The following is a 20,971-nucleotide window of genomic DNA, read 5'->3' as shown; positions in this document are numbered from 1 at the left end:
GCCGGTGCAGCTCTCCCCTTTGCAACGTCGTCGTATTGACAGTTTCAAGCGCAACCGCCGAGGCTATTGGTCACTCTGGATCTTTCTAATCCTGTTTGGACTGAGCCTGGTCGCCGAACTGATTGCCAATGACAAACCGTTGCTGATCAGTCACGGGCAGCAGCTCTACTTGCCACTGGTCCAGGAATACACCGAGGCTGACTTTGGTGGCGACTTTGCCCTGCCCGTGGACTACCGAGACCCCTTCATTCAAGATTTGATTACAGAGTCCGGGGGTTGGACCGTTTGGCCACTGATCCGCTTCGGCTACAGCACCATCAATTACGACCTAGAACAACCTGCACCTTCGCCACCAACGGCAACAAATTGGCTGGGGACGGATGATCAGGGCCGGGATGTACTGGCACGTGTCATTTACGGTTTCCGTATTTCGGTTCTGTTTGCACTGGCGCTGACACTGGCTAGCTCGGTCATCGGCGTCTGCGCCGGTGCTGTTCAGGGTTACTACGGCGGCCGCATCGATCTGTTTTTTCAGCGTTTTATCGAAATCTGGTCCGGATTGCCCGTACTCTTCCTGCTGATCATACTGGCTTCACTGGTACAGCCCGGATTCTGGTGGCTGCTCGGCATCATGCTGCTGTTTTCATGGATGAGCCTGGTCGATGTCGTCCGGGCCGAGTTCCTTCGCGGACGCAACCTTGAATATGTGCGTGCCGCACGCGCGCTAGGCCTTAGTGATACCCGCATCATGTACCGCCATGTACTGCCCAACGCCATGATCGCGACCCTGACGTTCATGCCCTTTGTGTTTAACAGCGCCATCGTTACACTGACCGCCCTCGATTTTCTGGGCTTTGGTCTACCCCCGGGTTCGCCATCCCTGGGCGAGCTGGTCGCACAGGGCAAGGAAAACCTTCACGCCCCCTGGCTGGGCCTGACCGCATTCATCTCGTTGTCGGTCATGCTGACGCTGCTGATCTTCATCGGTGAAGCAGTCCGTGACGCCTTCGATCCGAGGAAAGTCTGAGTGAGTACACCGCTGATCTCTGTCCAGAATCTCAGTGTCCGTTTTGGCTCTTCACGCGAGGCGGTTGTGCGCAATATCAGTTTTGATATCGAGCCGGGCAAAACGCTTGCCATCGTTGGGGAATCGGGCTCTGGCAAATCGGTTACGGCTCTTTCACTGCTGCGACTTTTGCCCCAGGCACAGACGGAAGGCGCCGTGTTGTATCAGCGTGAGAACCTGCTTCAGGCACCTGAGAAGCGATTGCTGCAACTGCGTGGCAACAGGATGGGCATGATTTTTCAGGAACCGATGACATCGCTCAACCCACTGCACACGCTGGAGAAGCAGATCGGTGAAACTCTGCATCTGCATCGCGGCCTGAGCCTGCCCTCATGTCGCACTCGTGCGCTTGAACTGCTCGACCTGGTAGGGATTGATCACCCTCAGGAGCGGCTGGGTCAATACCCGCACCAGCTTTCAGGCGGGCAACGTCAGCGCGTCATGATCGCAATGGCCCTGGCCAATGAACCTGAACTGCTGATTGCCGACGAGCCGACAACCGCTCTCGATGTCACCATACAACACCAGATCCTCGAACTGCTCAGACGTGTTCAGAAACAGCTTGGCATGGCGATCGTACTGATCTCTCATGACTTGAATATTGTACGCAGGGTAGCGGACTCGGTGTGTGTCATGCATAAGGGAGAATTGCTTGAGCAACAGCCCTGTGCCGAGCTGTTTCGCGCTCCCCGCCATGCGTACACACGTAATCTCCTGGCTGCCGAACCGGAAGGCCAGCCAGCTGCAATTGCCGATCCTGATGATATTATCCTTCAGACCCGTGCGTTGAAAGTCTGGTTTGCCGAGCGCAAGGGAATACTGCAACGAGTCAGCCGCCATCACAAAGCGGTGGACGAAATAGATCTGCAACTCGCTCGCGGTGAAACACTGGGCGTTGTCGGCGAGTCCGGCTCAGGCAAAACTACGCTGGCACTGGCCATATTGCGACTGATCAGCAGCAAGGGCGAAGTGGTATTCAATGGTGCAGAGCTTTCAAACCTGAAACAGAAACAGCTCAGACCCTTGCGCAAGCAGTTGCAAGTGGTGTTTCAGGACCCCTTCGGCAGCCTGAGCCCACGCATGAGTATTGCCGAAATCATCGCTGAAGGCCTGGAGGTTCAAGGTATCACCAAGCGTAGTCAGCAGGATGAGCAAGTATGCCTCGCCCTTCGCGATGTTGGGTTGGACCCCGAAGTACGACACCGATATCCGCATGAGTTCTCGGGCGGACAGAGGCAGCGCATCGCCATCGCACGGGCACTGGTGCTGCGCCCCAGGCTGATCATTCTCGACGAACCCACGTCCGCACTGGATCGCACCGTACAGAAGCAGATCATTCAGCTGCTGCGTGATCTGCAACGGCAGTATCAGCTCAGCTATCTCTTCATCAGTCACGATCTGGCCGTGGTCAGGGCCATGAGCCATCGGGTCATGGTGATGCAGGCAGGCAAAGTCGTTGAGCAGGCCTCGACAGAACGGCTCTTCAGCCGCCCGGAGCACCCCTACACTCAACGCCTGCTTGAAGCCGCTGCCGTGCCATCTGGCTGAGTTTAAAACCCGGCAAAACTGAAAAGGGCCGCATGTGCGGCCCTTTTCAGTTTCCATCAGCAGATCTGCAACCTAGTTGCGCTCAATTTCGGCAGCCTCGGTTAATGCCTCTACATGCAGCTGATAGTCCAGCTGGCCATTACGGCTGGCCAGGAAGGCAGCCATCTGGCGCTTCAGGTCAGCGTCAACATCAGCAAGGTCTGGGTCCTGAACTGCATTGACTCGAACCAGTGCGCGGTCTCCGTTCGGCAAACGTACAGTTCCAAATGATGCCGCATCTTCCGCCGGACGAGGCAGCTCAAATGCCTTACGATTGACAGCAGACGGCATGTCTGCCTGCTCACGCTCTGCAGAAGCCACTTCACTCCAGCTCAGCTCAGAAGCAACAGTGTTCAGGGAATTGCCAGACTCGAAGTCCGCCAGCAACTGTTGCAGGCGAGCCTCCAGTGCCGCTTCCGCCTGTTCACGTCGCAACTCGCCTTCAAGCTCATCACGCACTTCATCCAGCGACAGCTGGCGTTCTGGAATCTGCTCTTTAACCCGTACAACTACTGTTGTTTCACGATCCAGCTCGATGGGGTCACTGTTAAGACCTTCACGTGTCAACTCTTCACTGAACGCAGCCTTGACCACGCGAGGGTTGGAGGCCAACCCGCTCTCACTGCCAGCCTGCCCAAAAGGCTCGGTCTGATGAATTTCCAGCCCCAGTTCCTCTGCCGGGACATCAAGATCACCCGCCGAAAAGCTCAAGTCAGCCAAGCGTTCAAGCGCAGCCACATATTCAGCCTCAGCACGGGACTGGGCCAATTCACGCTGCAATTCAGCAGCCATCTCGTCAAACGCCGGCGGCTCAGTGTTGCGCACATCGTTCAGCTGTATCAGATGATAGCCAAACTCGGTGCGAACAGGCTCTGATATTTCACCCGGCTGCATGGCGAACAGCGTATCCTCAAACGGGCCCGTTAGTACACCACGGCTATTGTAACCCAGATCACCGCCCTGCTCGGCAGATCCGGCGTCTGCCGAAAACTCCTGTGCCGCTTCGGCAAAGCTCAGCTCACCATCCAGAATGCGCTGACGAACAGCCTCAGCCTGTTCCTGTGCATCCTCTTCAAACAGAATGTGAGCTGCCGCACGCTCTTCAGATGCCTGGAACCTTGCCAATTCCTGCTGATACGCACTTTCCAGCTCTGCATCGGTGATTGCGTCGAGCTTAACAAAATCAGCCTGATTCAGTTCCACATAGTCAAGCACGACCTGCGGCTGGGTCATGAAGCGTTCCAGCTGCTCCTGATAACGCGACTCAAGTTCTGCATCAGTTACTTCAGCAGTCTGCATGAACTGGTCAAGTGACAGCTCTGCCCAGGCAATATCACGGGTTTGTCGATCCAGCCTCAGCAAGCGCTCAACCTGCTGCTCAGTCGCGAAGGCGGACAGCTGGAAAGCGTTGCGTTCCTGCGCAATCAACTGCTCCTTGCGCAATAAGTCACGATACATAAGCGGGGTAAAACCGGCACCACGCAGTACCGCTTCAAACTGGTTACGGTCAAAGCGACCATCAACCTGGAAATCCGGTGTGCCTACGATCATCTGATCAATCATCGCTTCGGACAGATACAGACCCTGCGACTCGGCGGATTGCAGACGCACCTCCTGATCAATCAGGGCCTGCAACACCATACGACGCAGCTGATTTTCATCGATATCCGCAGGATTGCCGTTTGCACCCATCTGGGCCAGCAACTGGCGCCGCTGCAGCTCGATACCACGCTGCAAATCCTGGTTACTGATCTCTTCACCATTCACTTCAGCCGGCGCCTTTTCACTGTTGGCAAGCCCGACAAGCGACTCAACGCCGAACAGAGCAAAGGTGACGATGATCAGGCCAACGATGACCTTGGCGATGATCCCTTTGGAATTTTCCCTAATGGATTGCAGCATGGTTTGGGTTCACTCTGACTCTTTTATAAAAAAAGCGCATTCAGCCCTGAATGCGCTTTCTTGGACTACGAAGACAGTTCTCTGCTTCCAGTGAACGTGCCCGAATCTGGCGGAACGGACGGGACTCGAACCCGCGACCCCCTGCGTGACAGGCAGGTATTCTAACCAACTGAACTACCGCTCCAGTATCAGGACTTCAGATCCCGTTTACTTGTTGACCGCGTCTTTCAGCGCTTTGCCCGGCTTGAAAGTCGGCAGGGTTGCAGCAGCAATTTCAATCGGGTTGCCAGTCTGCGGGTTGCGGCCGGTACGTGCGGCACGCTCTTTGGTGGAGAAAGTACCAAAACCTACCAGAGCAACGGATTCACCGCGCTGCAGAGCTTCAGTGACCGCATCCAGGGTGGCATCCAGTGCACGGCCTGCAGCTGCTTTCGGAATATCAGCAGATGCAGCAATAGCGTCAATCAGTTCAGACTTGTTCACATTGTTCCCCTTATCGAATCGTTATCGTGTTCTATCCGTTGTTGTCGTTGCCCAGCGCATAGTCTGCAACTTTATACCAACTGCCTGAAACCGGTGTCAACTGGCCGCAGCCCTTTTCTGCCGCGGCCTCCAGTTAATGTGTACTCAGTTGACCCGGCTCAGCATGTCCTTTTTTGGCCTCGGCAGCAGCAGGTTCTTCAACCTCTTCCGGCAAAGGTGTCGGGTGGTATGCCAAGGCAACATCCAGCACTTCATCAATCCACTTCACTGGCCGAATATCGAGATCTGCCTTGATATTGTCAGGTATTTCCTTCAAATCGCGGGTATTTTCCTCCGGAATGATCACCGTACGAATCCCGCCACGGTGCGCTGCAAGCAGCTTTTCCTTCAGCCCACCAATGGCCAGAACCTGTCCACGCAGGGTAATTTCGCCCGTCATGGCGACCTCTGAGCGCACCGGAATTCCGGTCAAGGCAGACACCATCGCCGTACACATACCAATGCCGGCACTGGGGCCATCTTTCGGGGTTGCACCTTCAGGAACATGGATATGAATATCGTTTTTCTCGTGGAAGTCAGCCTTAATTCCCAGTGATCGAGCCCGGTTGCGCACCACGGTCATGGCTGCCTGGATCGATTCTTTCATTACATCACCCAACGATCCGGTGTGGATCTGACGCCCCTTGCCGGGCACGACAGCTGACTCAATGGTGAGAATATCGCCCCCAACTGAAGTCCAGGCCAGACCCGTTACCTGCCCGACCTGATCCTGCTCTTCAGCCATGCCAAACTTGTATTTCTTGACGCCGTTATACTGCTCCAGCTCTTCAGCCGTAACCTTGACCACATCACCCTTGCGCTCAAGGGCAAGCTCACGCACAACCTTGCGTGCAATCTTGGCGATCTCGCGTTCAAGGCCACGTACGCCTGCCTCACGGGTGTAATATCGAATCAGACCCAGTACGGCATCGTCGGTGATCTCCAGCTCTTTGGCCTTGATTCCGTTGTTTTTAAGCTGTTTCGGCAACAAGTACTTGCGCGCAATATTAAGTTTTTCGTCCTCGGTATACCCCGGAATCCGAATGATCTCCATACGGTCCAGCAAAGGCCCCGGGATGTTCATCGAGTTCGATGTGCACACGAACATCACGTCAGACAGATCGTAATCCACTTCGAGGTAATGATCGTTGAAACTGCTGTTCTGTTCGGGATCTAGCACCTCCAGCAATGCCGATGAAGGATCACCACGATGGTCCATGCCCATCTTGTCGATCTCATCCAGCAGGAACAGCGGGTTCTTGACACCGATGCGTGACATCTTCTGAATCAGTTTACCCGGCATGGAGCCGATGTAGGTACGACGATGACCACGGATCTCGGCTTCATCACGCACACCACCCAGCGCCATACGTACATACTTGCGGTTTGTCGCACGTGCTATGGAGCGGCCCAAAGAGGTCTTGCCGACACCCGGAGGCCCAACCAGACACAGAATCGGCCCCTTAAGCTTCTTCACTCGCTTCTGTACGGCGAGATACTCGAGAATGCGATCCTTGACTTCTTCAAGACCGTGATGATCCTCATTGAGGATCTTCTCGGCATGTTTCATGTCCAGGCGCACACGAGAGCGCTTGACCCATGGGATTTGCAGGATCCAGTCAATGTAGCCACGCACCACCGTTGCTTCAGCACTCATGGGCGACATCATCTTCAGCTTGTTGTATTCGTTGAGCGTTTTGTCCAGTGCTTCCTGAGGCATGCCGGCGCTTTCGATACGGTTCTTAAGCTCTTCCATATCGGTAGAGCCGGTCTCATCCATATCACCCAGTTCCTTCTGGATCGCCTTCATCTGCTCATTGAGGTAATACTCGCGCTGACTCTTCTCCATCTGTTTTTTTACACGGCCCCGGATGCGCTTTTCGACCTCAACCAGGTCGATTTCCGCTTCCATCAGTGACATCAGATGTTCAAGACGTTGACGTGTACCCAGAATTTCCAGAATGGCCTGCTTCTCATCCAGCTTGAGGGCCATATGTGCAGCGATGGTGTCGGCCAGACGGCCAATGTCGTCAATATTCTGAAGCGAGCTGAGCACCTCGGACGGGATTTTCTTGTTGACCTGTACAAAGCGCTCAAACTGATCAAGAGCCGTTTTTTTGTAGACCTCAGCCTCCGCCGCACTTACATCTTCTACCGGCAACACCGTCACCTGTGCGTGGAAGCATTTTTCAGACTCAGACAGGGCTCTGATCTGCGCACGGTAATCACCTTCAACCAACACCTTCACGGTGCCATCAGGCAATTTCAGCATCTGAAGTACGTTCGCAACGCAGCCGACAGAGAACAGAGCTTCAGAATCCGGTTCGTCCTCAGACGCACTCTTCTGGGCCACCAACAGAATCTGCTTATCACTGGCCATTGCCAGTTCAAGGGCATGGATGGATTTTTCACGCCCGACAAACAGCGGGATCACCATGTTGGGATAAACCACCACATCACGCAGTGGCAGTACCGGAAGCTCGACGGTCACAGCGTCATCTTTTGCTTCAAATTGATCCATGATGGAGTGCCTCTTTACAGGGCGCCTGTGCATTAGGGCCGGCGCATCTTCGGATAAGTGTCAGGTTAGTCTTTCAATGGGGCTCGTTCCAGCAATTACAACCGGAGCGGTGGTTTTTTTCGCAACTGCACAGAAGACAGCGATTCAACCAAGGGCGAGGCGGTCGGATATGACCGCCTGCAGAGGAGATATTACTTGAAATAGGCGTTTTCACGCACAGTATGGTCAGTGGCATCACGCACACCGATAAGCCCCGGAACCCGCTCTATCAGTGTCTTCTCAACCCCATCCTTGAGGGTCATGTCAACGGCACTGCAGCCTTGGCAGCCACCGCCAAAACGCAGTACGGCAATGGTACCGCCCTCCTCTTCGATCAAGTCTTCCAGTTTGACTTCGCCACCGTGAGACGCGAGTCCGGGGTTGATCTCCGAATACAGAATATAATTGATCTGCTCATTCATTGGACTGTCGGGCGACACCTTGGGCACCTTGGCGTTAGGCGCCTTAATAGTCAGCTGACCACCCATGCGATCGGTGGCGAAGTCAATGTAGGCTTCTTCCAGATACGGCAGACTGTTACGCTCCAGGTAAAAGCGCAGCAGTTCATAGTCGATGATTTCATCTTCCGGATTGACCTCATCCGGACGGCAGTAGGCCAGGCAGGTTTCTGCATAGGCAGTACCCGGCTGGGTCACGAAAAGACGTACCGCAATACCTTCAACATTCTGCTTTTCGAGCAGCTCTGCCAGATAACGCTCGGCAGATTCAGTTACCGTAATAGTCATGGCTAAACCTTGTGGATCTGATGTTTCGAATACATTGAGGATACACTCAAATTAAACCCGAGTAAATTGATCGGATATTAATCAATAAGCCGAACGGTCACGCTGCTGCCAAGCTGAACGTGCCATTTCAAGCCAGTGCGCCTGCGATTGCATCACGCCCTGTGACAGCAACCGCAGGATCACAGCCAAGGTGCTGATAACGGCCCCTTCACCATAGGCATGACTGATTTCACCACGCCAAAGCCGCAACAGATCTTCAGGATCGAGCTGCTCGTCACGAACCAGCCGCTGCTGCTCGATACGGGGCCATGTTTCCTGGTGCAACTCGCCGGCCGTAACCCAGTGAAGCTCGGTATCCGAATCAGGCTTCACCTCGGCCTCACCACCATCACCACGGATAGTCAGGCTGTGAAGGGTGCCCAGCAGCTGTGCCGTTTGCTGGTGCATTGGCGCATAGGGCGGATGAAAAACCCCATCAACACTGCAGGAGGTATCCAGCGGGTTAAGCAGCCTACACAACGTGTGGACCGGGGAACGAAGCCCCAGTATCGGTCGCAGCTGAATCAACTCACCCAGTACAGGCACCATTTGATCGATAGAGTAAAAGGCCAGCCTGCTCCGCTCCAGTGATGCATGTACCTCAGGCCAGCTTTCGGCAGCTTTCATACCGAACATGCTCAGCAGATCTTCAGTGTAAATACGCCCGGGCGTATGCCCCCTTGCGCCGTGCATGAATACACTCACCCCCTGCCCGGCCAACACCAAGGCCGCCAAAAAAAACCATGGCAGCCTGCGTTTCTTGCCGGCATATGTGGGCCAATCAAGATCAGCTACCAGCGACTGAGGCCGGTTCAGGCGCAGTCGTACAGCTTGGGCGAACCCCTGCAACTCTTCAGGGGTTTCTTCTTTCATCCGGATCAGCATGAGAAAGGCACCCAACTGCTCCGGCCTGACATGCCCATCCAGGATCATGCCCATTGCATCCCGGGCTTCCTCCATGGTTAACGAACGGCTTCCTTTTTTACCCTTGCCGAGTATGCGCACATAGACTGCAAATGGATGTTCCTGTTGCATGAGCCCTCTACTCCAATGAGCCTGTGCATTCCAGCTACTGCCTGCAGTTGCTAGAATGTCTGCCTTACAAAGCGGAAATTATGACATGAGTCGGAAACGAATTCAGTTTGGCGCTCCCCGGCTCAGTAAAAAAGCCGTCGTGAGTGATACGCCACTTGAGCTGACGGTGGATCGATTGAGCCATGAAGGTCGTGGCATTGCCAACCACAACGGCAAAACCACTTTCATAGCAGGCGCACTGCCTGGAGAGCAGGTCCAGGTTCGTCTGACACAAATACACAAACGCTACGACGAGGCAGAACTGCTCCAGGTTACACACTCGAGCCTTGATCGCCGTGAGCCCGCCTGCGCCCATTTCGATCAGTGTGGTGGTTGTGATCTGCAGCATCTTGATATTGTTGCGCAACGACTTCACAAACAGCAGCAGGTACTGGACCAGCTCAAACGTTATGCCGGTGTAGATATACAGCCAGAGCAGCTGTTCCCGGCCCTTACAGCTGCTCCGCTTGGCTATCGCCGTGCGGCTCGCATCGGCCTGAACCAGCGCCAGCGTGATGGTGAACTTTTGGTTGGGTTTCGCCGCCGCGGCAGCAACAAGCTGCTGAATATCGACCAGTGCCCGATACTTGAGCCTCGCCTGCAACCCGTGTTTGATGTGGTGCGACAACATCTATCAGACGCCACGGATGTTCGTCAGCTGACTCATATTGATCTCAGCCATGGTGATCGAAGCGGATTTATTCGCTTTCGTGCCACTCGCTCACCTTCGACAGAATTGATGCAGCGCCTGCAGGCTATTGCTGATGCATTGCAACTGCAGCTTATCGTCGCGCTCAATGATGCCACGATTCCAGCTGACCCAGCCCCCTGCCATTACAGTTTGCCGGAGTTCGAGCTTGAGCTTGCGTTTGGCAGCAGCGACTTCATTCAGGTTAATGCCGACCTGAACCGGCTGATGGTCCGGCAGGCTGTTGACTGGATGGATCCCGGCCCCGAAGAGCGGGTATTGGACCTGTTCTGCGGGCTCGGCAACTTCACCCTGCCTCTGGCACAGAAAGCCGCCCAGGTGGTTGGTATTGAAGGATCTTCCGACATGGTTGCTCAGGCTCAGCGTAATGCCGCCAGCGCCGGACTCGATAACGCTCAATTCTATCGCGCCAACCTGAGTGAAAGTTTTGTCCACGCCCCTTGGTACCGCAGCGGCTTTGACCTGATCCTGCTCGATCCACCTCGCACAGGAGCGCGTGAGGCGGTGCAGCAGCTGGCTGGCTATGGTGCCCGCAAAGTGCTCTATATCTCCTGCAACCCATCGGCACTGGTCGCGGACCTGCCCCTGCTGTTGCAGGCAGGATACCGTGTCACCCGGTTTGGAATTATGGATATATTCCCCCAAACCTCTCATGTCGAATCCATGCTGCTGCTTGAGCGTACACCGTGATCGAATACCTCTATCAGGATCAACAGATGGTGGTTGTGAGCAAGCCGACAGGGCTTCTTTCCGTGCCGGGCCGTGGTCCCGACAAGCAAGACTGCGTTTGGCATCGTGTACAACAGAAACATCCGACTGCGCGCATCGTACACCGCCTGGACCAGGCCACATCAGGCCTGATGGTACTGGCCCTGACGGCAGACAGCCACAGAGCGCTGAGCATCCAGTTTCAGGAACGCATACCGAAGAAGCGTTATCAGGCGATAATCGCAGGCGAGCCCGTGCAAAATGAAGGCACGGTTGAACTGCCTCTGCGCTGTGACTGGGAGCGACGCCCGAAGCAGATGGTCGACATGATTGAAGGCAAGGCCGCCCTCACTCTCTGGCGGTGTATTGAACGCTGCGGTGATCGTAGCCGGGTACTGCTGTTCCCACATACCGGTCGTTCGCACCAACTGCGGGTACATATGCTGGCTTTGGGTCACCCTATCCTAGGTGATGAATTTTATGCGCCTGATGAGATTGTTATGCTCTCACCTCGCCTGCTACTGCATGCCGAGCATCTGGCCTTGAACCATCCCGCAAGCGGGAACTGGCTCGAATTCGACTCTGACTGCCCATTCTGATTAAAAAAAATGGAGGCACAAGCCTCCATTTTTGTTTCCGCAGTCATACCTGACTCAGTTCTGTGGCAGCTGATCCTTCACTGTCCAGAGAATCTCTTCAGCCACAACCGGAGCAGCTTCCAGACCCTGGTCGTTCAGTACCGACAAGAATACACCGGTCCGGGTACGGTTGAGTCGCAACTGGTAACGTCCGGTATGCTCGTAGTTGCCGGTTTCAGCATTATAGTTTCCACTGTCACCGTTACCGAACACATAGACAACCTTACCGGCAAACCAGATTTTATAACCTTGCTGGTTAGCGGGGTTGTTCGGATCGGAGAGGTCATTGTCCATAGGTGCTTCGTCTTCAGTATCACTGCTGGGGCTCGCACCCGTCGAACTGTAACTGATACCGTCCTCACCTTCCTCACTGCCACCCAGGGCCGCACTGATCATGCTGGTATCCAGCTTGATATCGCCTCGATCGGAGTGCAGCCATTCGAAAAAGCCCATCTTCTCGGTGTCATCAAAAGGCGTAGTTGTAGTGTAGGTAAGATAGAACAGGCCAGCAGACTGATCACGAGTACCCACATCCACTTCTGCCTCATCCAGGGCATCACTGACTTGCTGCCATGCTTGGTCAATGTCTGAGTTGATCCGCAAGACAGGGTTGCCACGGGAGTCACGCCCAAGCAGAGGTCGCTGCGCACGTTGCTGTTGCATTGCCGTGTAGGTGTTGGCTGTCTGCTGTCCGGTAGACTTGCTCAGGTAACGCAGCAGCTCGAACATCATGTCCGACTTGTACTCTACATCACGTGCCTGTTGTTCCCAGTTGATATTGGCTACATCGGCTCCATCCGGATATTGTACATGCTTCAGCCGTACAGCCGTACGGCCGTAATCATCCGGATCGGGACGCAGACTCATGCGCAGCTTGTTTTGGGTTGGGCCTTCAACAGTCTGCAACGTTAGCCGCTTGACCCAACGGTCAACAAAACTGTACTCACGACCATCCAAACGAATCCAGTCGGTTTCCATTACCCCCTGGCGAGGATCGGCACGACTGATGTCAATGTTGTTGAACGCCCAGAAGTCCTGCGCCTTTAGCCAGACATCCGCAATCGGCTCATCCACAACAATCAACTTCTCACCGTCTTCACGTCGAAAGTTGACCGTGTCGCTGCCGGATTCCGCGTAAAAGAATTCCGGGCGAGGCACCCTGAAGTCGCTGTCACTGCGAGTTGCGGTTACACCCACGTCAGGCACTACCAGCTGTTCCTGCATCTGTTTGGCACGCAGGTGAGGCGGCAACTGCAAACGCTCATTGCCGCTGGCAAGTTCGTAATCCTGGCTGCGGTCACGGATCACACCGTTTTCACCATAAACAGGGTTGTTCTTGACCATGCCACAGCCTGAGAGCGCTAACAGCGCAATCAGGCCTGCCGGAAAACAAATGGTTCGGAAATTATGCATGACGATTCCTGTCAAATGATGCCGGATTCACGCAGGGAATTGCGGACCAGCTCGTGGTACTGCTCAGACAGAATTGTCAAAGGCAGACGGATACCGGAGTCGATCAGTTTCATTTCAGTCATGGCCCATTTGACGGGAATCGGGTTGGCCTCAACGAACAGATTCTTGTGCAGCGGCATCAATTTCGCCTGCAGCTCACGAGCCGCTTCCGTATCACCCTGCAGACCGAAACGACACAACTCTGCCATTTCGGTAGGCGCCACGTTGGCTGTAACGGAGATATTGCCCTGACCACCCATCAGGATCAGCTCGATTGCAGTCGCATCGTCACCGGAGTAGACAGCAAAGTCGGTCGGCACCTTATTGATCAATTCACGTGCGCGATCCAGATCACCGGTTGCTTCCTTTATACCCACGATATTAGCGATCTGGCTCAACCGCAGCACGGTATCCGGCAGCATGTCGCAGGCTGTGCGGCCCGGAACATTATAAAGGATCTGGGGAATATCAACGGCCTCGGCTATCGCCTTGAAGTGCTGGTACAGGCCTTCCTGGGTTGGCTTGTTATAGTAAGGGGTTACCAGCAGGCAGGCGTCAGCACCCGCTTTAGCAGCTCGCTCGGTCAACTCAATCGCCTCCTGGGTGGAGTTGGCACCAGTGCCAGCGATGACCGGAATACGGCCTCCGACCCGATTGATGATCGCACGGATCACATCCAGGTGCTCATCGTAGTCCAGCGTAGGAGACTCGCCTGTGGTACCGACTGCCACGATGGCATCGGTACCCTTGTCGAGATGAAAATCCACGATTTTGTCCAGCGCTGGCCAGTCGATATCACCATTGGCTGTCATAGGGGTCACGAGCGCTACAATACTGCCGCGAATCATCTCTGTCTCCATCTTGAATTTGAGAACTCTCAGGTTGCCGCTTCATGCTACCGGTCCAGACAAACAGCCTCAACCAGCCAGCACTTTTTTGCTATCGTAATAGACCGATCATTCTAAACGAATTATGCCCGGCTAGCGTAGTAGTGAGGGTGACTTTTTCATTTTCGAGGACAGAACAACATGACAGCACCGGTTATCGACCAAGCCGTACCCGATTTTACCGCCAACGCAACCAGTGACACCGAAGTCAAACTGAGCACACTGCGCGGTAAAAACGTCGTACTCTATTTCTATCCAAAAGACAGTACACCGGGTTGCACCACTGAAGGTCAGGATTTTCGTGACCTGTATGAAGCGTTTCAGGCGCTGGATACAGAAATCTTTGGCGTATCCCGTGATGGCATTAAAAGCCACGAGAATTTCAAGGCTAAGCAGTCCTTCCCCTTCGAGCTGATCAGCGACAAGGACGAAACCCTGTGTCAGCTGTTTGATGTCATAAAGTTGAAGAAAATGTATGGCCGTGAATCACTGGGGGTTGAACGCAGCACCTTTCTGATCGACAAGGAAGGGATACTGCGCCAGGAATGGCGCAAGGTTAAGGTCAAAGGGCATGCAGCAGAAGTACTGCAGGCTGTGCAGGCACTCTGAACCGACTCAGCCTCTGCCTTCTTCGGCAGGGGCATCCAACTCTTCTGCCACTCTTGGCCAGGCGTTTACAATCGCCTTGACCAGCGTGGCCAACGGGATGGCAAAGAAAATGCCCCAAAAACCCCACAGGCTGCCAAAAATCAGCACCGCCACAATAATCGAGACGGGATGCAGGTTAACCGCTTCCGAGAAAAGCAACGGCACCAACACATTGCCATCCAACGCCTGAATGACGGCATAGGCAATCATCAGATACATCAAATCATTGCCCCAGCCCCACTGGAAAAGGCCAATCAGAAATACCGGCAGCGTTGCCAGCGTGGCCCCTATATAGGGAATCACAACCGAAAAGCCGACCAGCAGGGCCAGAAGAGCCGCGTAGTTGAGGCCGAACAGCGCAAAGGTAATGTAGCTCACCCCACCCACAATCAATATCTCGATCGATTTGCCCCGCACATAATTGGCAATCTGCACATCCATCTCATGCCATACACTGGTCATCATTTGACGCTTTTCAGGCAGAAAAGCGGTCCAGCCAGAAATCAACTTTCGACCATCCTTCAAAAAGAAAAATACCAGTATCGGCACCAGAATCAGATAGATCAAAAGGGTTATGATGCTGGTGATCGAATTAAGCGAAAAGGTCAGTACCCATTGGCCCAGCCGGCTCAACTCAGTGGCGGCAGCCGAAATAATTTCCCTGACCTGGGTTTCGGAAATCAGTTCTGGATAGCGTTCTGGCAAGACCAGAAGCAGGTTCTGCACCTCGCTGACCATACGAGGGGCTTCATTGAACAGATTAACCATCTGCTGCCAGATGATCGGCAGCACGAAAACCAGAAAGGCACTGAGAAACCCGATAAACAGCACAAATACCGCGCTGACGGCGAGCAGGTGAGCAACTCCACGCCGTTGCAGCCAGTCAACCACCCCTTGCATCAGAAACGCCAGAATAACACTCGCAATCACCGGGGCCAGTGGCTGCCCCAGAAACAAAATAACAAGAAGCCCACCTGCGAGAAGCAGGAACAAGAACAAGGCCTCTTCATCGGAAAAGTATCGATCTATCCATTTACTGAAAATCTTGCGCATTGATACTCCTCAGGTGCCGGCTCCACGCCGGATCCAATAGATATAACACTGCTCACCGCTGAACGTCTGCAGTAACTCATGGTCAGAAACCCGAGCATAGGCAGGAAAATCCCGCAGCGAACCAGCATCAGTGGCAATCACTTTCAAAACCTGCCCCGGCTCAAGCTGATGCAAGGCAAGCTTGGCCTTGAGCAGCGGCATGGGGCAACTGAGGCCACTGGTATCCAGTTCGTGATCAAATGGCGGCGATGACATGCAGAAAACTCCCGTAAATCACTGGCCTTGGGTGGCAAGCACTATATACCATAATACCCGGCAAGATAATTCTGACAGCGGTAGAATGATGCGAAGACTGATGCAAACACTATTGGTGGCAGCAACCTGCTTTTCCACCGCCCTCCTGCCCGCTACCGGCACTGCCAGTACCGATTTGCCGGTATTGAATGATGCCAGCTCCGCAACCGTCAGCCTGGACGCCGAATACCGCTTGGGCCGCAACTGGGCGCGCATTCTTCGTGCCCAGGCCCCACTGCTGGACGACCCGATCAGCTATCAGTACCTTGAAGACCTGTTGTGGCGCTTGCTACCGAAAAGTCAGGTGCAGGATCGCCGGCTTGAACTGTTTTTGCTTGATAACCCAACCTTTAACGCCTTTGCCGTTCCCGGCGGCATCATTGGCATCCACAGCGGACTGCTGCTGGCTGCTGAAACCGAAGGCGAACTGGCTTCGGTGATTGCACACGAGTTGGCCCACCTGAGTCAGCGCCATTATGCTCAGAGGCTTGAGGAGGAGCGACGCAACCGCCCGCTGATGCTGGCAGGCCTGCTTGCCAGTATTCTGGTAGCGGCAGCCGATACCCAAGGCGGCATGGCCGTCCTGTCTTCAACCATGGGCGCCAATGCACAGGGGCAGTTGGCATTCAGTCGTCGCAATGAGCAGGAAGCGGACCGTGTTGGCATGCAGACGCTGGTCGAGGCCGGCATCGACCCACACACCATGCCACAGATGTTTTCGCGCCTGCAGCGCAACTATCGCTTCTATGGGCAGCGTCCGCCCGAATTTTTGCTGACACACCCCGTGACTGAGTCACGCATAGCCGACTCGCTCAACCGTGCAAGCCAGTTACCGGAAGTACAGTCACATGCCGACAACAGCGACTTCAATTTAATTCGTGCCCGCATGCAGGTTCATCACAGCGAATCCCCGCAGAAGGCACTTGCCACTTTCCGCGCTGCAACTCAAGATTCTGACCAGCTGCATAATCGTTATGGTCTGATGTTGGCCGCCATTGCGGCTGCCGACTTTGCTCTTGCCGATAAAACCTGGAACACACTGGACGCCTCTGCACGTCGACACCCATGGCTGCTGTTGAGCCGAGTTGAGCGTTTTCTGGCAGCGGCCGATTCAGCCAGTGCGTTGGAGATTTCCAGGGAGTTGATTGCACTTTACCCCGACAGCCGCCCGGTACGTACCCTGCATGCACGAGCACTTCGTGAGACAGGCCAATTACAGCAGGCCATACGCATCTACAAGCAACTGACTCGTGACTACCCAACCGACACGCTGATCTGGTTTGAACTGGCTGAAGCGGAAGGGCTTGCCGGTAATATTCTTGCCGTACATGAAGCACGAATAGAGTATTTCCTGCTGACGGCACAGTTTGATCTGGCACTGAAACAGCTTGAGTACGCCGCACGGGAAAAGGATCTGACCGACTCAGACAGGGCCAGATTGGAGCAACGCGAGCAGGAAGCAAAAGCGCTGCGGCAGGAAATGAAGGAACAGTTTTAAAAGCAGACTTGAGATCAGGAGGCGCTGCTCATTTGATAAGCAGCGCCTCCTGAAACGTGATATCAGCTGGCTGAAAAATCCAGCATCCGCTGCAGCGGCTTTAGCGCTCGGCGCGCGAGCTCCGCATCAACGTGGATTTCATCGACACCATGCTCCAGAGCGGCAACGATATTATCCAGTCCGTTCATCGCCATCCAGGGGCAGTGCGCACAGCTGCGGCAGGTTGCGCCTGAGCCACCTGTAGGAGCTTCAAGGAAGCGCTTGCCGGGAGCAGCCTGTTGCATCTTGTAGAAAATGCCTCGATCAGTTGCAACGATGAAAGTTTCATTTGGCAGGTCGTGCGCCGCCTTGATCAACTGACTGGTAGAGCCAACGGCATCAGCAATCTGGACCACAGCGTCCGGTGACTCGGGATGAACCAGCACCGCCGCATCCGGGTAGACCCGCTTCAGATCCAGAATCCCCTTTGCCTTGAACTCTTCATGGACAATGCAGCTGCCATCCCAAAGAATCATCTCGGCACCGGTTTCCTTACGGACGTATTCACCCAGATGCTTATCCGGCGCCCAAATGATTTTCTTGCCCTGATCGGCCAGATATTCCACTACCTTAAGCGCAATACTCGAGGTCACCACCCAGTCAGCGCGCGCCTTAACGGCTGCAGAGGTGTTGGCATAAACGACCACTTCATGATCGGGATACTGATCACAGAACGCCGAAAACTCATCGGCAGGACAGCCTATATCCAGAGAGCAGGTTGCTTCAAGCGTCGGCATCAAAATGCGTTTTTCCGGGTTCAGGATTTTGGCCGTTTCACCCATGAAACGCACACCAGCCACAATCAGAGTTGAGGCCGGGTGGCGTGAGCCAAAGCGCGCCATCTCCAGAGAGTCGGAAACACAGCCACCGGTTTCATCTGCAAGCTGCTGAATCAGGTCATCGGTATAATAATGTGCTACCAGACAGGCATCCTTTTCTTTCAGGAGCTGACGGATCCTGCTCTTGTACTGCTCAATCTCGGCAGATCCCATCTGCTGCGGCAGGTGCTCCTGAGCAAAATGCTCCTGCACCAGAATGCGATCGTCGATGTCCTGCTTGCTCAACATAGTCAGATTCTTATCATCACGCTGGTTGGATGCCTTGGACGGCAAAATCTTGGGGCGCCGATTATACCATAGTTGCACTGCAGTAAGTGAAGCACTGACACAACGACCAGGCACAAAAGCATCAGACTTGAGTATCAGCTGTATCAAATGAAAAAGGCCGGATAAAATGGTGGGTCGTATAGGACTCGAACCTATGACCAATTGGTTAAAAGCCAACTGCTCTACCAACTGAGCTAACGACCCAAAGACTGATGCCCAAAAGCATACAGTGAAGAAGGGATGGTGGGTCGTATAGGACTCGAACCTATGACCAATTGGTTAAAAGCCAACTGCTCTACCAACTGAGCTAACGACCCTCCCGATGGGCTGCGCATTTTACCTGCCGAGGCGTGAAAGGCAACCCTTGAGCGGAATTTTATTCAAACATAACGGGTCGGATCCACAACACCTGCATCCTCAAACCCCTTGGCACGCAGACGGCAGCTATCACACCGACCACAGGCACGCCCTTCCATATCGGCCTGATAGCATGAAACTGTGAGCGCATAATCAATACCCAACGCAGTGCCGTGGCGGATAATGTCCGCCTTGGTGAGATGCATCAGTGGTGTTTCGATATGTACGGGGTCGCCATTGATGCCACGTCGCGTCGCCAGGTTGGCCATGCGCTCAAACGCTTCTATAAACTCCGGGCGACAATCAGGGTAGCCGGAATAGTCGACTGCATTTACACCGATAAAGATGGCATCGGCATCCAGCACCTCTGCCCACCCAAGCGCCAGAGACAAAAAAACCGTGTTGCGTGCAGGCACATAAGTAACCGGAACGCCTTCAGCCTGATCTTCGGGTACATCGATACTGGTATCGGTCAGTGCCGAGCCGCCAAAATCCTCCAGATGCAATCGCAACACTCTGTGTTCACTGACACCAGCCTGGGCTGCAATCGCGCGTGCCGCATTCAACTCGGTCACCGAACGCTGACCATAGTCGAAGCTGAGCACATGACAGCTATAGCCCTGTTCCATGGCCATCGCCAATGCAGTTGCCGAATCAAGACCACCCGAAAGCAGTACAACTGCACGTTTTTCACTTTGTTTCATTTCGATTGAGCCAGTCACTGTTGATTGGAGAGGAAACTTCGAGCCAGACCAGCCGCAGACGTTTGCGGATACTCATCCTGCACCCGCTTCATCAACGCTCTGGCCGCAGCACCATCACCACCACGCTCAGCCAACACACCCAGCTTATAGAGCGCATCGGCAGCCTTGGCGTGACCCGGATAGCCCGTAACCACCTGATTGAAGGCGCTCGTTGCAGCTTCAACCTTACCCTGAGCCAGCTTTACTTCGCCGAGCCAGTACCAGGCATTGGGCACAAGCGAACTGTTCGGATAGTCGTTCAAAAACAGCTCAAACGACTTTTCCGCCTGATCAAACTCACGCTGACGCACATGACTGTAGGCCTTGTCGTAGGCTGCCGCATCACCAGCAGCAACACCTTCTACAGAGGCATTCAATTCAGCATTATCAGTCACATTGGGCAGACCCGCTGTCTGTTTAGGCTGTTCTGGATTACCTTGGGCTGCCAACAGCGCGTCATCCGGCACCGCTGACATCAGCAAGCTGATACGACGATCCATATCTCTGTAACGCTCACGCTGCTGCTGCTCAAGCCGTTCGACCTTATGCTGCTGCTCTTCCAGCGCTCCGCGCAGCATCCTGACTTCATCCTGAAGTTGCTGCAGACTGAACAGCAGTTCATTCTGGACCGAATAGCCAGCCGCACTCTGCACCTGTAATGGCTGCGTTCCTCCTGTACGTGGAACCACCGGTGTCTCGGTGATTTCTATCACCGGCACCGGGGCCGCATACGACCAGGATGACGCCAGCACCAGCAGGACGGTAGCCTTGGCTGTTGCGGCACTTTTCATCACTTGCTCTGGTAAATCAGTTCAACACGACGGTTTTTGCCCCAAGCGTCAGCGGAGTGACCGACAACAGCCGGTTTTTCTTCACCAAAGCTGATGCTTTCTACCTGTGAATTGCCTGCACCATTCACAACCAGCAGACGCTCAACGGCCTTCGCACGACGCTCACCCAATGCCATGTTGTATTCACGGGTACCGCGCTCATCAGCATGACCTTCCAGGCGTACGGATGCCGAAGGGTTCTGGGACAGATAGCGGGCATGAGCTTCAAGATCAGAGAATCCTTCCTGACGCACTACGGCCTGGTCGAAGTCGAAATAGAACACGGTGCGCAGCTGCTGCAGATCTTCGGCTGTCACAATGGCACCGCTGACACGACTACCTGAGGTGCCATAAGTATTGGCACCAGAAGCAGAAGTACCATCACCTGCCGCACCACCCGCGTCAGTAGAAGTACTGGTGGTGCTACAGCCTGCAGCCCACACCATGGCTGCCGTCAGGGCAACCGCTTTGCTCAGATTGACTACCCGCATGATAAATCCTCGATTTGACTGT

The 20,971-nt window shown here is 54.4% G+C and carries 18 protein-coding genes, 3 tRNA genes and 1 pseudogene; 6 read left to right on the top strand and 16 right to left on the bottom strand.

Annotated elements, in window-relative coordinates; translation table 11 throughout:
* The first annotated feature begins 4 nt into the window (after nt 1-4).
* Entirely contained in the window at nt 5-1,027 is a 1,023-nt protein-coding gene (locus CFI10_RS08635) for an ABC transporter permease (protein WP_206841382.1), read from the top strand.
* The gene (locus CFI10_RS08630) at nt 1,028-2,614 is read left to right on the top strand and encodes an ABC transporter ATP-binding protein (protein WP_206841381.1); all 1,587 of its coding nucleotides are present in this window, start codon (nt 1,028-1,030) and stop codon (nt 2,612-2,614) included.
* Between the two features lie 72 nt (nt 2,615-2,686).
* Here the strand turns inward: CFI10_RS08630 and CFI10_RS08625 are convergent, their stop codons facing one another.
* From CFI10_RS08625 to CFI10_RS08600, 6 genes and pseudogenes are all read right to left on the bottom strand, one after another.
* Nucleotides 2,687-4,555 (bottom strand): SurA N-terminal domain-containing protein, encoded by a 1,869-nt coding sequence (locus CFI10_RS08625; RefSeq protein ID WP_091824434.1) that lies wholly within the window; start codon nt 4,553-4,555, stop codon nt 2,687-2,689.
* A 107-nt stretch (nt 4,556-4,662) separates the two neighbouring features.
* Nucleotides 4,663-4,739: transfer RNA gene (locus CFI10_RS08620), tRNA-Asp, on the bottom strand.
* A gap of 23 nt (nt 4,740-4,762) precedes the next feature.
* Nucleotides 4,763-5,041, bottom strand: a pseudogene (locus CFI10_RS08615) (HU family DNA-binding protein); the annotation flags it as partial.
* 130 nt (nt 5,042-5,171) lie between these two features.
* Nucleotides 5,172-7,598 carry an endopeptidase La gene (gene lon, locus CFI10_RS08610; RefSeq protein ID WP_206841378.1) on the bottom strand — a complete coding sequence of 809 codons (2,427 nt, stop codon included), beginning with the start codon at nt 7,596-7,598 and terminating at the stop codon, nt 5,172-5,174.
* A gap of 191 nt (nt 7,599-7,789) precedes the next feature.
* Nucleotides 7,790-8,383, bottom strand: coding sequence for a Fe-S biogenesis protein NfuA (gene nfuA / locus CFI10_RS08605; RefSeq protein ID WP_206841376.1), 594 nt, complete (start codon nt 8,381-8,383; stop codon nt 7,790-7,792).
* A gap of 81 nt (nt 8,384-8,464) precedes the next feature.
* Nucleotides 8,465-9,457: a glycosyl transferase family protein gene (locus CFI10_RS08600; RefSeq protein ID WP_206841373.1), complete on the bottom strand. Its 993-nt coding sequence runs from the start codon at nt 9,455-9,457 to the stop codon at nt 8,465-8,467.
* An 85-nt stretch (nt 9,458-9,542) separates the two neighbouring features.
* Here CFI10_RS08600 and rlmD point away from each other — a divergent pair, with 85 nt between their 5' ends.
* Both rlmD and CFI10_RS08590 read left to right on the top strand, forming a co-directional pair.
* A complete protein-coding gene (gene rlmD, locus CFI10_RS08595) occupies nt 9,543-10,895 on the top strand; it encodes a 23S rRNA (uracil(1939)-C(5))-methyltransferase RlmD (RefSeq protein ID WP_206841371.1) in 1,353 nt (450 codons plus the stop codon).
* A 26-nt stretch (nt 10,896-10,921) separates the two neighbouring features.
* Nucleotides 10,922-11,512 (top strand): pseudouridine synthase, encoded by a 591-nt coding sequence (locus CFI10_RS08590; RefSeq protein WP_206842057.1) that lies wholly within the window; start codon nt 10,922-10,924, stop codon nt 11,510-11,512.
* Nucleotides 11,513-11,566: 54 nt separating this feature from the next.
* Here CFI10_RS08590 and bamC read toward each other — a convergent pair whose 3' ends face one another.
* The gene (bamC, locus tag CFI10_RS08585; protein WP_206841369.1) at nt 11,567-12,964 is read right to left on the bottom strand and encodes an outer membrane protein assembly factor BamC; all 1,398 of its coding nucleotides are present in this window, start codon (nt 12,962-12,964) and stop codon (nt 11,567-11,569) included.
* Nucleotides 12,965-12,975: 11 nt separating this feature from the next.
* Nucleotides 12,976-13,851 (bottom strand): 4-hydroxy-tetrahydrodipicolinate synthase, encoded by an 876-nt coding sequence (dapA, locus tag CFI10_RS08580; RefSeq protein ID WP_206841366.1) that lies wholly within the window; start codon nt 13,849-13,851, stop codon nt 12,976-12,978.
* Between the two features lie 180 nt (nt 13,852-14,031).
* On the opposite strand from dapA, the gene CFI10_RS08575 reads away from it, so the two are divergent.
* Nucleotides 14,032-14,499, top strand: coding sequence for a peroxiredoxin (locus tag CFI10_RS08575; protein WP_206841364.1), 468 nt, complete (start codon nt 14,032-14,034; stop codon nt 14,497-14,499).
* 6 nt (nt 14,500-14,505) lie between these two features.
* On the opposite strand, the gene CFI10_RS08570 is transcribed toward CFI10_RS08575, so the two are convergent.
* Both CFI10_RS08570 and CFI10_RS08565 read right to left on the bottom strand, forming a co-directional pair.
* On the bottom strand, nt 14,506-15,591 hold the full coding sequence (locus CFI10_RS08570; RefSeq protein WP_206841360.1) for an AI-2E family transporter: 1,086 nt from the start codon (nt 15,589-15,591) through the stop codon (nt 14,506-14,508).
* Between the two features lie 9 nt (nt 15,592-15,600).
* Nucleotides 15,601-15,846 (bottom strand): sulfurtransferase TusA family protein, encoded by a 246-nt coding sequence (locus CFI10_RS08565; RefSeq protein ID WP_206841358.1) that lies wholly within the window; start codon nt 15,844-15,846, stop codon nt 15,601-15,603.
* Nucleotides 15,847-15,931: 85 nt separating this feature from the next.
* On the opposite strand from CFI10_RS08565, the gene CFI10_RS08560 reads away from it, so the two are divergent.
* On the top strand, nt 15,932-17,383 hold the full coding sequence (locus CFI10_RS08560) for a M48 family metalloprotease (RefSeq protein ID WP_242530159.1): 1,452 nt from the start codon (nt 15,932-15,934) through the stop codon (nt 17,381-17,383).
* 62 nt (nt 17,384-17,445) lie between these two features.
* On the opposite strand, the gene nadA is transcribed toward CFI10_RS08560, so the two are convergent.
* The 6 genes from nadA to pal all read right to left on the bottom strand — a co-directional run bounded on the left by nadA (nt 17,446) and on the right by pal (nt 20,949).
* Complete coding sequence (nadA, locus tag CFI10_RS08555; RefSeq protein ID WP_139253888.1) at nt 17,446-18,489, bottom strand: quinolinate synthase NadA; 1,044 nt, start codon at nt 18,487-18,489, stop codon at nt 17,446-17,448.
* A 167-nt stretch (nt 18,490-18,656) separates the two neighbouring features.
* Nucleotides 18,657-18,732: transfer RNA gene (locus CFI10_RS08550), tRNA-Lys, on the bottom strand.
* Between the two features lie 37 nt (nt 18,733-18,769).
* Nucleotides 18,770-18,845 (bottom strand) — tRNA-Lys (locus CFI10_RS08545).
* Between the two features lie 63 nt (nt 18,846-18,908).
* On the bottom strand, nt 18,909-19,589 hold the full coding sequence (gene queC, locus CFI10_RS08540; RefSeq protein WP_206841356.1) for a 7-cyano-7-deazaguanine synthase QueC: 681 nt from the start codon (nt 19,587-19,589) through the stop codon (nt 18,909-18,911).
* Nucleotides 19,590-19,603: 14 nt separating this feature from the next.
* Complete coding sequence (gene ybgF, locus CFI10_RS08535) at nt 19,604-20,419, bottom strand: tol-pal system protein YbgF (RefSeq protein WP_206841354.1); 816 nt, start codon at nt 20,417-20,419, stop codon at nt 19,604-19,606.
* The gene (gene pal, locus CFI10_RS08530) at nt 20,419-20,949 is read right to left on the bottom strand and encodes a peptidoglycan-associated lipoprotein Pal (RefSeq protein WP_091824473.1); all 531 of its coding nucleotides are present in this window, start codon (nt 20,947-20,949) and stop codon (nt 20,419-20,421) included. Before pal ends, ybgF begins: the two co-directional genes overlap by 1 nt.
* Between the last annotated feature and the right edge of the window lie 22 nt (nt 20,950-20,971).

The sequence above is a fragment of the Marinobacterium iners genome, from assembly GCF_017310015.1.
Taxonomy (GTDB): domain Bacteria; phylum Pseudomonadota; class Gammaproteobacteria; order Pseudomonadales; family Balneatricaceae; genus Marinobacterium; species Marinobacterium iners.
Note: the sequence above shows the minus strand (reverse complement) of the source record. Positions and strands in the feature narration are given on the sequence as shown.